Annotated in this window: 12 protein-coding genes, 1 pseudogene and 1 other annotated feature; all 13 genes and pseudogenes read left to right on the plus strand. The window is 37.2% G+C overall.

The genetic code is table 11. The features are described from left to right. Window positions 1-288 precede the first annotated feature (288 nt). Window positions 289-438 (plus strand): 50S ribosomal protein L33, encoded by a 150-nt coding sequence (gene rpmG / locus CLCY_RS04990; RefSeq protein WP_048570044.1) that lies wholly within the window; start codon window positions 289-291, stop codon window positions 436-438. Window positions 439-473: 35 nt separating this feature from the next. Continuing rightward, window positions 474-701, plus strand: coding sequence for a preprotein translocase subunit SecE (gene secE, locus CLCY_RS04995; RefSeq protein ID WP_048570045.1), 228 nt, complete (start codon window positions 474-476; stop codon window positions 699-701). A 38-nt stretch (window positions 702-739) separates the two neighbouring features. Continuing rightward, entirely contained in the window at window positions 740-1,258 is a 519-nt protein-coding gene (gene nusG / locus CLCY_RS05000) for a transcription termination/antitermination protein NusG (RefSeq protein WP_048570046.1), read from the plus strand. Window positions 1,259-1,285: 27 nt separating this feature from the next. Then, window positions 1,286-1,711 carry a 50S ribosomal protein L11 gene (gene rplK, locus CLCY_RS05005; RefSeq protein ID WP_048570047.1) on the plus strand — a complete coding sequence of 142 codons (426 nt, stop codon included), beginning with the start codon at window positions 1,286-1,288 and terminating at the stop codon, window positions 1,709-1,711. Between the two features lie 72 nt (window positions 1,712-1,783). Continuing rightward, window positions 1,784-2,482 (plus strand): 50S ribosomal protein L1, encoded by a 699-nt coding sequence (gene rplA, locus CLCY_RS05010; protein ID WP_048570048.1) that lies wholly within the window; start codon window positions 1,784-1,786, stop codon window positions 2,480-2,482. Window positions 2,483-2,545: 63 nt separating this feature from the next. Continuing rightward, window positions 2,546-2,672: a sequence feature (ribosomal protein L10 leader region), on the plus strand. A 32-nt stretch (window positions 2,673-2,704) separates the two neighbouring features. Next, complete coding sequence (gene rplJ / locus CLCY_RS05015) at window positions 2,705-3,208, plus strand: 50S ribosomal protein L10 (protein WP_048570049.1); 504 nt, start codon at window positions 2,705-2,707, stop codon at window positions 3,206-3,208. A gap of 40 nt (window positions 3,209-3,248) precedes the next feature. After that, the gene (gene rplL / locus CLCY_RS05020) at window positions 3,249-3,611 is read left to right on the plus strand and encodes a 50S ribosomal protein L7/L12 (RefSeq protein ID WP_048570050.1); all 363 of its coding nucleotides are present in this window, start codon (window positions 3,249-3,251) and stop codon (window positions 3,609-3,611) included. 402 nt (window positions 3,612-4,013) lie between these two features. Then, window positions 4,014-7,518 (plus strand): annotated as a pseudogene (gene rpoB, locus CLCY_RS05025) (DNA-directed RNA polymerase subunit beta); the annotation flags it as partial. A gap of 242 nt (window positions 7,519-7,760) precedes the next feature. Then, window positions 7,761-11,294: a DNA-directed RNA polymerase subunit beta' gene (gene rpoC, locus CLCY_RS05030; protein ID WP_048570052.1), complete on the plus strand. Its 3,534-nt coding sequence runs from the start codon at window positions 7,761-7,763 to the stop codon at window positions 11,292-11,294. Window positions 11,295-11,439: 145 nt separating this feature from the next. Then, the gene (locus CLCY_RS05035) at window positions 11,440-11,682 is read left to right on the plus strand and encodes a ribosomal L7Ae/L30e/S12e/Gadd45 family protein (RefSeq protein WP_048570053.1); all 243 of its coding nucleotides are present in this window, start codon (window positions 11,440-11,442) and stop codon (window positions 11,680-11,682) included. Between the two features lie 68 nt (window positions 11,683-11,750). After that, on the plus strand, window positions 11,751-12,128 hold the full coding sequence (rpsL, locus tag CLCY_RS05040) for a 30S ribosomal protein S12 (RefSeq protein WP_048570054.1): 378 nt from the start codon (window positions 11,751-11,753) through the stop codon (window positions 12,126-12,128). 148 nt (window positions 12,129-12,276) lie between these two features. Continuing rightward, the gene (rpsG, locus tag CLCY_RS05045; RefSeq protein ID WP_048570055.1) at window positions 12,277-12,747 is read left to right on the plus strand and encodes a 30S ribosomal protein S7; all 471 of its coding nucleotides are present in this window, start codon (window positions 12,277-12,279) and stop codon (window positions 12,745-12,747) included. An 89-nt stretch (window positions 12,748-12,836) separates the two neighbouring features. Further along, entirely contained in the window at window positions 12,837-14,912 is a 2,076-nt protein-coding gene (gene fusA, locus CLCY_RS05050; protein ID WP_048570056.1) for an elongation factor G, read from the plus strand. Window positions 14,913-15,019 lie beyond the last annotated feature (107 nt).

Below are 15,019 nucleotides of genomic sequence, written 5' to 3' on the forward strand. Positions count from 1 at the left end.
AAGGTGGAAGAACAGTAGGGGCTGGAGTTGTTTCATCAATATCAGCTGAATAATTCTAGTTACCATAAATTTCAATTTATAATTGATATATAGGACTGGCTAGCCCAGTCCTTTTTAAAGCCTAAAAGTAAAAAAAATGCATGAAAAGCAAATAAAACATGTTGAAATCTTCGATACTATAGTATAAAATAGTATAGTATTGACAGTATATATAAATTGTGATAAATTGAACTAGAACTATGTAAAGTTAAGGTGTTTCTAGTTGGCATAAGCTAGGAGGTGTAGAGGGTGAGAGTAAAGGTAACACTTGCATGCACAGAGTGTAAGCAAAGAAATTACAACACAATGAAGAATAAGAAAAACGACCCTGATAGAATAGAACTTAAGAAATACTGCAAGTTCTGCAAGGCACATACTTCTCATAAAGAAACAAAGTAATTTGTATCTTTAGAATTATTAAGGGTGTGAAAAAAATGGCTGCTGAAGCTAAAGTTATCGGGAAAACGAAAAAACGTTCCCCATTTACTTTTCTTAAAGAAGTAAAGTCAGAATTTAAGAAAATAACCTGGGCATCTAGGGAAGACGTATTAAAGGCAACGGGTGTAGTAGTGTTTACGATAGTAGCAGCTACATTAATAATATGGGCTATGGATGCTGTGTTTGGTGTGTTGCTAAATGCGATTCTAAATTACTTTGGTTAAAGGAGGGGGGACCCTTTAGAACATAGGTCCCTTAAGTTATGGCGGAAAGAGCAAGATGGTATGTAGTGCATACTTATTCTGGATATGAGAATAAGGTTAAGACCGATCTGGAAAAAACAATTGAAAACAGAGATTTACATCATCTTATTTATGACATACAAGTACCTGAAGAAGAAGTAACAGAAGATAATGGTACTAAGAAAAAAGTGACCAAGAGAAAGAAATTTCCAGGTTATGTTATGATTAAAATGGTAATGACAGATGACTCATGGTACGTAGTTAGAAACACCAGAGGAGCTACAGGCTTCGTTGGACCAGGGTCAAAACCAATTCCATTAACTGATGCAGAAGCAGAGTCAATGGGTATTTCAGAACAATATGAAAATATTGATTTTGAAGTTGGTGAAAATGTTAGAATAATCTCAGGAAGTTTCACAGGTGTGGTAGCACAAATAGATGAAATAAACACTGAGAAAAGAAAAATCAAAGTACTGGTTAATATGTTTGGAAGAGAAACACCAGCAGATGTAAACTTTAACCAGATTGAAAAAATATAGCTAACTTTTTAAGGAGGTGCAAAAGATATGGCAAAAAAGGTAATAGGAATGATTAAGCTACAATTGGCAGCAGGAAAAGCTACGCCAGCTCCACCAGTAGGTCCAGCACTTGGACAACATGGGGTTAACATTATGGGATTCTGTAAGGAGTTTAACGCTAGAACAGCTAACCAAGCTGGAATGATTATACCTGTTGTAATAACAGTATACCAAGATAGATCATTTAGCTTTATACTAAAGACTCCACCAGCTGCAGTACTACTAAAGAAGGCAGCAGGAATTGAAAGCGGTGCAGCAAACTCAATTAGAAACAAGGTAGCAACAGTTTCAATTGATAAGGTTAGAGAAATCGCTGAGCTTAAGATGCCAGACCTAAACGCAGGTTCAGTTGAAACAGCTATAAGCATGATCAAGGGAACTGCAAGAAGTATGGGTATCGAAATATCAGAATAATTACATGTAGAATTCTACAGGTTTTAAATTAGTGGGAGGCATTGCCGTTATCACCACAGAGGAGGAAAAGTAATGAAAAGAGGAAAGAATTACCAAGATAGCGCTAAGCTTATTGACAAGCACAATCTTTACTCAACAGCTGAAGCTATTGAACTAGCTCTACAAACATCAAAGGCTAAATTTGATGAAACTATAGAACTATCAGTAAGACTTGGAGTTGACCCAAGACATGCTGATCAACAAGTTAGAGGTGCGGTAGTACTACCACACGGAACTGGTAAAGAACTTAAGGTTCTTGTATTTGCAAAGGGAGAAAAGGCTAAGGAAGCAGAAGCTGCTGGAGCTGAATTTGTAGGTGCAGAAGAACTACTTGATAAGATCCAAAAAGAAAATTGGTTTGGTTTTGACGTAGTTGTTGCAACTCCAGATATGATGGGTGTTGTAGGTAGACTAGGTAAGGTACTAGGACCTAAGGGACTTATGCCAAATCCTAAGTCAGGAACAGTTACATTTGATGTAGCTAAGGCTATTGCTGAAATTAAAGCTGGTAAGGTAGAATATAGAGTTGATAAGACTGCTATAGTTCACGTTCCAATAGGAAAGAAGTCATTTGGAGCTGAAAAGCTAACTGATAACTTCAAGACTCTAATGGAAGCTATTATTAAGGCTAAGCCAGCAGCTGCTAAGGGACAATACGTTAAGAGTGTTGCTCTAGCTAGCACAATGGGACCTGGAGTTAAGATCAACCCAACTAAGGTACTTGAAGCTTAATCTACATTTTATAGTAGAATTATGTTGACAAGTTCCAGGGAATTTGATATTATACTCTAGTGATATAAATTAGAATATATACCGTAGACAGTGGGTGCCAATTGGCGTAACGGGATACCAACCTGCCGAGGTTTCAGATAAGAAATTTTGACCTCTCTACGTCTACGGAGAGGTCTTTCATATTTTATGAAGGACTAACCAAAAAACAAGGAGGTGTGTAAAATGGGTAGCAACAAAAACTTAGCTATAAAGCAAGCAAAGGTTAGCGAACTAGTTGAAAAGTTCCAAAAGGCAGAAGCGGCTATACTAACTTCATACATTGGTATAACTGTTGAGCAAGATACTGAGCTTCGTAAGAAAATGAGAGAAGCAGGTATTGAATATAAGGTTGTAAAGAACACACTAACATCAAGAGCGGTAAAAGAATTAGGATTTGATTTAGATGAATACCTAGAAGGACCAGTAGCTGTAGCATTCGGTTACGAAGATCCAACAGCTCCAGCAAGAATACTTGCTGAATTCGCTGAAAAGAATAAGGCTATCGAGCTTAAGGCTGGTATAGTTCAAGGTAAGGCGTTCGATACAGCAAAAGTTACAGAACTTTCAAAGGTTCCACCAAAGGAAGTTCTTATTGCAAAGCTACTTGGCAGCATGAAGGCTCCAGTATCAAACTTTGTATACTTAGTAAATGCTATAAAAGAAAAGAAGGAAGAAGTAAACGCGTAATATTAATTGCGAGTTAAAATTTTTGGAGGTGTAAATTATCATGACAAGAGAAGATATAATCAAAGCGATAGAAGAAATGTCAGTTCTTGAACTAAATGAACTAGTTAAGGAATGTGAAGAAAAGTTTGGTGTTAGCGCATCAGCACCAGTAGTTGTTGCAGGAGCAGCAGCAGGAGCAGCAGTAGAAGAAAAGACTGAATTCGACGTAGTTCTAGCTTCAGCTGGATCAGAAAAAGTTAAGGTTATCAAGGCAGTTAGAGAAGTAACTGGTCTTGGACTAAAGGAAGCTAAGGAAATAGTTGACGGAGCTCCTAAGACACTTAAGGAAGGTATCAGCAAGGATGAAGCTGATGCTCTTAAGGCTAAGCTTGAAGAAGTTGGAGCAACTGTAGAAGTTAAGTAATTAATTGACAGTTTAATTAATAGGTGCTGAAATTTCAGCACCTATTTTATTGAAAGACTATAGAGTTAAGAATGCAAGCATAGATAACTATTTTATAAAAGGAGTGCTATTATACGAAAAATGCAAATTGTGGTATAGTATAGTAACAAAGTTTATAAAATTGATATCTATGCTTGTATTACCTAAACTTAAATGAAAGCGGCGGATTTATGCTACTTGACATAAGGTATAAGGTATGATAGTATATTTAAATGCTGATAATGGGGGAATTTGTGTTTATTTTCCTCATACGACTTATATATCAAAATAAAATTATGAAAAATATGAAAATGACTAATTGACGTTAAGTCTCTTATTATAAGGTTTTTAGTCATTTAACTTTGCATAAGGGGTGAGATTTTAATGGTACATCCTGTTAAGGTTGGCAAGAGAACTAGAATGAGTTTCTCAAAGATTAAAGAAGTAGTAGATATGCCAAACCTAATCGAGCTACAAATAGATTCCTACAAGTGGTTTTTAGCTGAGGGTCTAAAGGAAGTATTCGGAGATGTTAGTCCAATTACTGATTATACAGGTAATTTGGTTCTAGAATTCATCGACTACAAGCTTGATTATGATAATGTTAAGTATTCAGTTGAAGAGTCTAAAGAAAGAGACGCTAATTATGCGGCTCCTCTAAAGGTTAAGGTTAGACTTTACAACAAGGAAACAGGTGAGGTTAAGGATCAAGAAGTTTTCATGGGAGACTTCCCATTAATGACTGACCAAGGAACTTTCATTATCAATGGGGCTGAGAGAGTTATAGTAAGCCAGTTAGTTAGATCTCCTGGTGTTTACTATTCAAAGACTATTGATAAGTCTGGTAAAAATTTACATTCAGCAACTGTTATTCCAAACAGAGGTGCATGGATTGAGTATGAAACAGACTCAAATGATATTGTTTATGTAAGAATAGACAAAACAAGAAAGCTTCCTCTATCAGTGTTTATAAGAGCACTAGGACTTGGAAGTGATAGCGAGATTGTTCAGTTCTTTGGAGAAACTGAAAGTCTAAAGGCAACTATTGAGAAGGATAGCACAAAAACAGTAGAGGAAGGTCTAGTTGAAATATACAAGAGACTAAGACCAGGTGAGCCTCCAACAGTTGAAAGTGCAACTGCTTTAATAGAAAGTTTATTCTTCGATCCAAAGAGATATGATTTATCAAAGGTTGGTAGATATAAATACAATAAAAAACTTGCTCTTGCAAATAGAATTTTAAATCAAGTTGCAGCTGATACTATCTCACATCCAGAAACAGGAGAAATTCTTGTTGAAGAAGGACAAAAGATAGATAGAGAAGTGTCACTAGCAATTCAAAATGCAGGAATCAATGCAGTAGACGTTTTAGTAGAAGACAATAGAATTAGAGTTATAGGTAATAATTTTGTTGATATACATAAGATTGGATTACCATATGACCTATCAGATCTTAATATTAGAGAAATGGTTCATTATCCAACTCTTAAGGCTATACTTAATGAGTTTAGTGATGAAGCAGAAGTTAAGGAAAATATTAAGTCAAAGTTAAACGAGCTTATCCCTAAATACATCGTTAAGGATGATATTTTAGCGACAATAAGTTATTGTTTTGGTTTATCATATGAAATAGGATATGTAGATGATATTGATCATTTAGGAAATAGAAGACTTAGATCAGTTGGAGAATTACTTCAAAATCAATTTAGAATTGGTCTTTCAAGAATGGAAAGAGTAGTTAAGGAAAGAATGACTATACATGACCTTGAAGTTGTAACTCCTCAAGCGCTAATTAATATAAGACCTGTAGTGGCTTCTATTAAGGAGTTCTTTGGTAGTTCACAGTTATCACAGTTCATGGATCAAACAAATCCACTTTCAGAACTTACTCATAAAAGAAGACTATCTGCACTAGGACCTGGAGGTCTTTCAAGAGAAAGAGCTGGATTCGAAGTTAGAGACGTTCATCACTCACACTATGGTAGAATGTGTCCAATAGAAACTCCAGAAGGACCTAATATCGGGCTTATAAACTCACTTGCAACTTATGCAAAGGTTAATGAGTATGGTTTTATAGAAGCACCATATAGAGCAGTAGATAAGAAAAACGGTATGGTTACAGACAAAATCGTTTATCTTACAGCTGATGAGGAAGATCAATATATAGTTGCTCAGGCTAATGAGCCACTAAATGAAGATGGTAGCTTTGTTGATAAGAGAGTTACTGTAAGAGCAAAACATGAGAATCTTGTTGTTTCTCCTACAGAAGTTGACCTTATGGACGTATCACCTAAGCAGCTAGTTTCAGTAGCTACAGCTATGATACCGTTCCTAGAAAATGACGACGCCAACCGTGCACTTATGGGATCAAACATGCAGCGTCAAGCGGTTCCATTAATCAAGCCAGCAGCTCCTATAATAGGTACTGGTATTGAGCACCAAGCGGCTAAAGACTCAGGGGTTATTCCTCTTGCTAAAGCTGACGGTAAAGTTGTTAAGGTTACAGGAGATAACATTCAAATAAGAAGAGATGATGACGGTAAGATAGATTCATATAGACTAATTAAGTTTAAGAGATCTAACCAAGGTACTTGTATTAACCAAAGACCAATCGTTACTGAAGGCGATGATGTTAAAAAGGGAGATATAATTGCTGACGGTCCTTCAATAGATCTTGGAGAAATTGCCCTTGGTAAGAATATACTAATGGGATTCATGACTTGGGAAGGTTACAACTACGAAGATGCTATACTAATTTCAGAAAATCTAGTTATGAGGGATGTATTTACTTCAATACATATTGAAGAATATGAATGTGAAGCAAGAGATACAAAACTTGGACCAGAAGAAATAACTAGAGATATTCCAAATATCGGAGAAGATGCTCTTAAGGATTTAACTGATAGAGGTATCATAAGAATAGGTGCTGAGGTTAGATCAGGAGATATTCTTGTTGGTAAGGTTACTCCTAAGGGAGAAACAGAACTTACTGCAGAAGAAAGACTTCTTAGAGCAATATTTGGAGAAAAGGCTAGAGAAGTTAGAGATACATCACTAAGAGTACCTCATGGTGAATCTGGTATCATAGTAGATGTTAAGATATTTAATAGAGAAAAGGGAGATGAACTTCCACCAGGAGTTAATGAACTAGTAAGAGTTTACATTGCTCAAAAGAGAAAGATTTCAGTTGGAGATAAAATGGCGGGACGTCATGGTAATAAAGGGGTTATCTCTAGAGTATTACCTGCTGAAGATATGCCATTTATGCCAGATGGAAGACCACTTGAAATAGTTCTTAACCCACTAGGGGTTCCATCACGTATGAATATCGGTCAGGTTCTTGAAGTTCACTTAGGTCTTGCAGCAAGCAGAATGGGATGGCATGTAGCAACACCAGTATTTGATGGTGCATCAGAAATTGACATCCAAGATTGTCTTGAAATGGCAGGACTTGATAGGGATGGAAAGCTTGTTCTATACGATGGAAGAACGGGAGATCCATTTGATAATAGAGTAACAGTAGGATATATGTATATTCTAAAACTTGCTCACCTTGTTGACGACAAGATACATGCTCGTTCAACAGGTCCATACTCACTTGTAACTCAACAGCCACTTGGAGGTAAAGCTCAGTTCGGTGGACAGAGATTCGGGGAGATGGAAGTTTGGGCAATTGAAGCCTACGGTGCTGCACATACTCTACAAGAAATACTAACTGTTAAGTCAGACGACGTTGTAGGGCGTGTAAAGACATATGAGGCTATTGTTAAGGGAGAAAATATCCCAGAACCAGGAGTTCCAGAATCATTTAAGGTTCTTATTAAGGAACTACAATCTCTATGTCTTGATGTTAAGGTGCTTTCTGATGATAAGCAAGAAATATCAATTAGAGAAGATATAGAAGATGATCTTGAAGAAATTCAAGCAACAATGGAAGAAAATAGTGAAGTGACAGTAATAGAAACTGCACCAGTTATGGAAGATGGTTTACCATCATATGCTGAGGATGATATAGATGATGAAGCTATATCACTTGAAGGTATGATGGAAATGGAAGTAGACCCACAGGATTTAGATAATTTAGATATGTAAAAACATTTAAAACCTATAAAATGAAGGGAGGATGTCCCCTTGTTCGAACTAAACAATTTTGACTCCATCCAAATTGGATTAGCTTCTTCAGAGAAAATAAGGGAATGGTCAAAGGGAGAAGTTAAAAAACCTGAAACAATAAACTATAGAACATTAAAGCCAGAGAAAGATGGTCTTTTCTGTGAAAGAATATTTGGACCTATGAAGGACTGGGAATGTCATTGTGGTAAATACAAAAGAGTAAGATATAAAGGTATCGTTTGTGATAGATGTGGCGTTGAAGTTACAAAATCAAAGGTTAGACGTGAAAGAATGGGGCACATTGAGCTTGCTGCCCCTGTATCTCACATCTGGTACTTTAAGGGTATTCCATCAAGAATGGGACTTATCCTTAATATGTCACCTAGATCACTTGAAAAAATACTTTACTTTGCAGCTTATGTTGTTATTAATCCTATGGAATCAGGCCTTGTTAAGAATCAACTTCTTAATGACAAGGAATACAGAGAAGCAATAGAAAAGTATGGATATGGTAGCTTTAGAGCAGGAATGGGAGCTGAAGCTGTTAAAGAGCTTCTAGCTGAAATAGACCTTGAAGGTCTTTCAGGGGAACTTAAGATAGAACTTGAAAGAAGTACAGGTCAAAAAAGAGTTAGAACAATTAGGAGACTAGAAGTTGTAGAAGCATTTAGAAAGTCTGGAAATAATCCAGCTAACATGGTTCTAGATGTAATACCAGTTATACCACCGGATCTTAGACCAATGGTACAGTTAGATGGTGGTAGATTTGCAACCTCAGACCTGAATGATTTATATAGAAGAGTTATTAATAGAAATAACAGACTAAAAAGACTATTAGACCTTGGAGCTCCAGATATCATTGTTAGAAATGAAAAGAGAATGCTTCAAGAATCTGTAGATGCACTTATAGATAATGGAAGACGTGGTAGACCAGTAACAGGACCTGGAAATAGAGCCTTAAAGTCACTTTCTGATATGCTTAAGGGTAAACAAGGTAGATTCCGTCAAAACCTTCTTGGTAAGCGTGTTGACTACTCAGGACGTTCAGTTATCGTTGTTGGACCAGAACTTAAGATATATCAATGTGGTCTTCCTAAGGAAATGGCTCTTGAACTATTTAAGCCGTTTGTTATGAAAAGACTTACTCAAAAGGGAGTTGCTCATAATATAAAGAATGCTAAGAGAATGGTTGAAAGAGTTAATGCTCAGGTTTGGGATATACTTGAAGAAGTAATTAAGGATCATCCAGTACTTCTTAACCGTGCCCCAACTCTACACAGACTTGGAATTCAGGCATTCCAGCCTATTCTAGTTGAAGGACGTGCAATTAAGCTTCATCCACTTGTATGTACAGCTTACAACGCCGACTTTGACGGGGACCAGATGGCGGTACATGTACCACTATCAGTTGAAGCTCAAGCAGAGGCAAGATTCCTAATGCTTGCAGCTCACAATATACTTAAGCCATCAGATGGTAAGCCAGTTGCAGTTCCTTCACAGGATATGATACTAGGTTCTTATTATCTAACAATAGAGAAACCAAATGAACCAGGTGAAGGTAAGTATTTCTCATCTGCACAGGAAGCTATTCTTGCTTATCAAGTTAAGGAGCTTGGATTACACGCTCCAATACATGTAAAGGTTAAGAAAGAAATAGATGGTGAAATCAAGCATAAACTTGTAAAAACAACTGTAGGTAAGATTCTATTCAATGAAGGAATTCCACAGGATATCGGATTCGTTGATAGAGAAAACCCAGATAATATATTTGAATTTGAAATTGATTTCCTTGTAGACAAGAAGAAACTAAGTGATATAGTTGAAAAGGTTTATAAGAAGCATGGGCCAACTGCAACAGCTATAACACTAGATAAGATTAAGTCTTTAGGATATCATTACTCAACAATAGGAGCTATAACTGTTTCTGTATCTGATATGATTATCCCAGATGAAAAGAAAGTTCTTCTTGAAGAAGCCGATTCAGCTGTTGATAACATTACAAAGATGTTTAGAAGAGGATTCATATCTGAGGAAGAAAGATACGAAAAAGTTATTAACACTTGGACTAAGACAACAGAACAGGTTACAGATGCTCTTATGAACAGTCTTGACCAATATAACCCTATATTCATGATGGCCCATTCAGGAGCCAGAGGTTCAAAGAACCAGATTAGACAGCTTTGTGGTATGAGAGGGCTTATGGCTAACCCATCAGGTAAGATCATAGAACTTCCTATCAGAGCGAGCTTCCGTGAAGGACTTAATGTTCTTGAGTACTTTATTTCTACACACGGTGCTAGAAAGGGTCTTGCGGATACCGCACTTAGAACAGCAGACTCAGGATACCTAACAAGAAGACTTGTTGACGTATCACAGGATGTTATTGTAAGAGAAGAAGACTGCGGAACTACTAAGGGTATATATGTTAAGGAAATTAAAGAAGGTAACGAGGCTATTGAATGCCTTAAGGATAGACTTGTTGGTAGATACACACTTGAGACTATCAAACACCCTGAAACAGGTGAATTAATTATTGAAGCTAATGAATTCATTACAGATAAGCTTGCAGACAAGGTTGTAGCTGCTGGAATTGAAGAAGTTGGTATAAGAAGTGTATTCACTTGTGCTACTAGATATGGTGTATGTGCACATTGTTACGGTATGAACATGGGTACAGCTGAAAAGGTTAACATAGGTGAAGCAGTAGGTATTGTTGCTGCTCAATCTATCGGTGAACCAGGAACACAGCTTACAATGAGAACCTTCCATACAGGAGGGGTTGCCGGTGCGGATATTACCCAAGGTCTTCCTAGAGTTGAAGAATTATTTGAAGCTAGAAAGCCAAAGGGACTTGCAATTATTAGTGAAATTGCTGGTGTTGTTAAGGTTATTGAAGAAAGAAAGAAGAGAACAGTAGCAATTATATCTGATTCAGGTGAAGAAAAATCATACCTAATACCATATGGTTCAAGAATTAGAGTATTCGATGGACAAAAGATAGAAGCAGGGGATGTTCTAACAGAAGGTTCTGTTAACCCACATGACATTCTTCAAATTAAGGGTGTTGAAGGCGTTAAGAATTACCTTCTATCAGAAGTTCAAAAGGTATATAGACTTCAAGGGGTTGATATCAACGATAAGCATCTTGAGGTTATAGTTAAGCAAATGCTTAGAAAGATTAAGATAGAAGAACCAGGAGATACAGATCTTCTACATGGTAGCTTAGTTGATATGTTCGAGTTTGGAGAAGAAAATGCAAAGGCTGAAGCTCAAGGATTAAGACCAGCAGTTGGTAAAACAGCTCTGCTTGGTATTACTAAGGCAGCACTTGCTACTGACTCATTCCTATCAGCAGCATCATTCCAAGAAACTACCAGAGTTCTTACAGATGCAGCAATTAAGGGTAAGATTGACCCACTTGTTGGTCTGAAGGAAAATGTAATTATTGGTAAGTTAATACCAGCAGGTTCAGGAATGACTAGATATAGAAGCATTCAAGTTGGAAGTGATAAACCAGAAACAGAAACTATTGAAGTTGAAGAAGAAGTATAATTATTGACACTGAATGCTTTAGGTGTTAGAATTAAGTTTGTGTGAAAAAGACGGTGCATTATTAAAATGCTACCGTCCACACTTAACTTAATTACCTCGAAAATTGACAAGAAAAGTCTTGTTATAATGAAGAGGGGGATATATAATGGTAGAGAAACTGCCCAGCAGCAGAATCGTTGGTGCAAAGCAAACTATAAAGGCTATTAAAGCCTCTAAGGTTGAAGTTGTTTATATAGCTGAAAATGCAGATCAAAAGGTAATCAAACCAATAGTCGACTGTTGTAAAGAGCAGGGGGTTGAGGTTATAACTATACCTACAATGCAAAAGCTTGGACTACTTTGCAACATAGATGTTGGTGCAGCAACAGCTTGTATAATCAAAGAGTGATATGCTATGTAGCTATTAAATAATAGCTTACTATATATTTGTGCTTAAATTTGGAAGGAGGTGCACATATGCCAACTATTAATCAGCTAGTTAGAAAAGGTAGAGCAAGTCTACAAAAGAAATCAGACTCACCAGCTCTTAAAGAATGTCCACAAAAAAGAGGAGTTTGTACAGTAGTTAAAACTTCAACTCCTAAGAAGCCAAACTCAGCCCTTAGAAAGGTAGCAAGAGTTAGACTTACAAACGGAATCGAAGTTTCAGCTTACATTCCAGGAGAAGGACACAACCTTCAAGAACATAGCGTTGTTCTTATAAGAGGTGGAAGGGTTAAGGACCTTCCAGGGGTTAGATACCACATCGTTAGAGGTGCTCTAGACTGCGCTGGAGTTGCTGACAGAAAGCAACAAAGATCAAAGTACGGTGCTAAGAGACCAAAGCAAAAGTAATTTGATTAAGTATTAATTATGTGCTGTGTGCAATGCAAATTGAAATAATTCCTCAAGGGTTTAATATAGATTGCATTTACAGAGCGCTTTACGGCCAAGGTAAGGCCGAGTACCGATGAAAATAATTGATGTTAAGGAGGGAAGAAAAGTGCCAAGAAAAGGACATGTTCCAAAGAGAGACGTACTTGCAGATCCAATATACGGAAGCAAAGTTGTAACTAAGCTTATAAACAAGGTTATGTTGGATGGAAAAAGAGGAGTAGCACAAAGAGTTTGCTACGATGCTTTTGAAATAATCAGAGAAAAAACTGGGAAGGACCCAGTAGAAGTTTTCGATGAAGCTATGAATAACGTAATGCCACTTCTAGAAGTTAAGGCAAGAAGAATTGGTGGGGCAACTTACCAAGTTCCGATAGAAGTTAGAGCTGAAAGAAGACAAACACTTGGACTTAGATGGATGGTTGACGCAGCAAGAAAAAGAGGCGAAAAAAGAGCTAGCGAAAGAGTTGCTGGGGAAATACTAGATGCTGCTAACAATGCAGGATCAGCATATAAGAAGAAGGAAGATACACATAGAATGGCAGAAGCTAACAAGGCGTTTGCTCACTATAAATGGTAATAAATTCTAATTAGTTCTAACCCTAAACACATTGTGTTTAGGGTTTGGGGCTACCTATACAAAACCATGAACCGAGAGGAGGAAAAATTGTGGCTAGACAATATCCTTTAGATAAAGTAAGAAACATAGGTATTATGGCACACATTGACGCTGGTAAGACAACTACTACTGAGCGTGTACTATTCTATACAGGTAGAACTCACAAAATCGGAGAAACTCATGATGGTGGAGCTACAATGGACTGGATGGCTCAGGAGCAAGAAAGAGGTATAACAATTACTTCTGCTGCTACTACAGCTCAATGGAAAGGTCATTTAATTAATATTATAGATACACCAGGGCACGTAGACTTCACAGTTGAAGTTGAAAGATCACTACGTGTACTTGATGGAACAGTTGCAGTATTCTGTGCTAAGGGTGGGGTTGAACCTCAATCAGAAACAGTATGGAGACAGGCTGAAAAGTATGGTGTTCCAAGAATGGCATACGTTAACAAGATGGATATAATGGGGGCTGACTTCTACAATGTTGTAGGCATGATGAAGGATAGACTTAGTGCTAATGCAGTTCCAATCCAACTTCCAATAGGTAAGGAAGAAACTTTCCAAGGGATAGTTGACCTTATCGAAAATAAGGCAATCATCTACAAGGATGACCTAGGAAAAGAAGTTGAAGAAACTGAAATTCCAGAAGACCTTAAGGAAAAGGCTGCTGAATACAGAACTGCTCTTATGGAATCAGTTGCTGAATCAGATGAAGCTCTAATGGAAAAATACCTAGAAGGTGAAGAACTAACAGTTGAAGAAATTCATGCTGCAATCAGAAAAGCTACTATAGCTAACGAAATGGTTCCTGTAGTTTGTGGTTCATCATACAAGAATAAGGGTGTTCAACCAATGCTTGATGCAGCAGTTGCATACATGCCATCACCTCTAGATATTCCACCAGTAGCAGGAACTAACCCTGATAATGGTGAAGAAGAATCAAGAGAAGCTAGTGATGATGCAGCACTTTCAGCACTTGCATTTAAGATAATGACTGACCCATTCGTAGGGAAGTTAGCATTTACAAGAGTATACTCAGGTATACTTACTTCAGGTTCATACGTTCTTAACTCAAACAAGAACAAGAGAGAAAGAATCGGAAGACTTGTTAAGATGCATGCTAATCATAGAGAAGAAGTTGAAGAAGTAAGAGCAGGAGATATCTGTGCAGTTGTTGGTCTTAAGGATACAACTACTGGTAATACACTATGTGATCCAAACACTCCTATAGTGCTTGAAAGCATGGAATTCCCAGAAACAGTTATCAACATAGCTATTGAACCTAAGACTAAGGCTGCTCAAGAAAAGATGGGTCTTTCACTTGCAAAGCTTGCTGAAGAAGATCCAACATTTAAGACTTGGACAGATCAAGAAACAGGTCAAACAATCATCGCTGGTATGGGTGAGCTTCACCTAGAAATCATCGTTGATAGACTTCAAAGAGAATTTAAGGTAGAATGTAACGTTGGTAAGCCACAAGTTGCTTACAAAGAAACTATCAAGAATCCTGTTAAGGCTGATGGTAAGTTTGTAAGACAATCAGGTGGTAAGGGACAATACGGACATTGCTGCATCGAACTTTTACCTCAAGAACAAGGTAAGGGATATGAATTTGAAAACAAGGTTGTTGGGGGATCTATTCCAAAGGAATACATCGCACCAATCGATCAAGGTATACAAGAAGCGATGCTTAACGGTATAGTAGCTGGATTCCCAGTTGTTGACTGTAAGGTAGTTGTATATGATGGATCATACCATGATGTTGACTCATCAGAAATGGCATTTAAGATTGCTGGATCTATGGCATTTAAAAACGCTATGGCTAAGGCGAAACCAGTTCTTCTTGAACCATACATGAAGGTTGAAGTTACAGTTCCAGAAGAATATATGGGAGATGTTATTGGTGACATCAACTCAAGAAGAGGTAGAATAGAAGGTATGGACGCAAGAGGTGGAGCTCAAATAATTAGAGCATTCGTTCCACTATCAGAAATGTTTGGATATTCAACAACTCTACGTTCAAGATCTCAAGGTAGAGGAACATATTCAATGCAATTCGACCACTATGAAGATGTACCTGCAAGCGTTCAAGCAGACATCATCGGTAAAAAAAATAGCTAATTAAAATTTAAGATATAGATGAAGATTCTTATCTATTAAGGAGGAATATAATAATGGCAAAGGCAACATTTGAAAGAAATAAGCCACACGTTAATATCGGAACATCT

It is taken from the genome of Clostridium cylindrosporum DSM 605, assembly GCF_001047375.1.
GTDB classification, from domain to species: Bacteria; Bacillota; Clostridia; order Clostridiales; family Caloramatoraceae; genus Clostridium_AB; species Clostridium_AB cylindrosporum.

Coding starts and splice junctions, on each gene's coding strand:
- rplA (WP_048570048.1), top strand. CDS start 1,784: ATGAAAAGAGGAAAGAATTACCAAGATAGCGCTAAGCTTATTGACAAG.
- CLCY_RS05035 (WP_048570053.1), top strand. CDS start 11,440: ATGGTAGAGAAACTGCCCAGCAGCAGAATCGTTGGTGCAAAGCAAACT.
- rplL (WP_048570050.1), top strand. CDS start 3,249: ATGACAAGAGAAGATATAATCAAAGCGATAGAAGAAATGTCAGTTCTT.
- secE (WP_048570045.1), top strand. CDS start 474: ATGGCTGCTGAAGCTAAAGTTATCGGGAAAACGAAAAAACGTTCCCCA.
- rplJ (WP_048570049.1), top strand. CDS start 2,705: ATGGGTAGCAACAAAAACTTAGCTATAAAGCAAGCAAAGGTTAGCGAA.
- nusG (WP_048570046.1), top strand. CDS start 740: ATGGCGGAAAGAGCAAGATGGTATGTAGTGCATACTTATTCTGGATAT.
- rpsL (WP_048570054.1), top strand. CDS start 11,751: ATGCCAACTATTAATCAGCTAGTTAGAAAAGGTAGAGCAAGTCTACAA.
- rplK (WP_048570047.1), top strand. CDS start 1,286: ATGGCAAAAAAGGTAATAGGAATGATTAAGCTACAATTGGCAGCAGGA.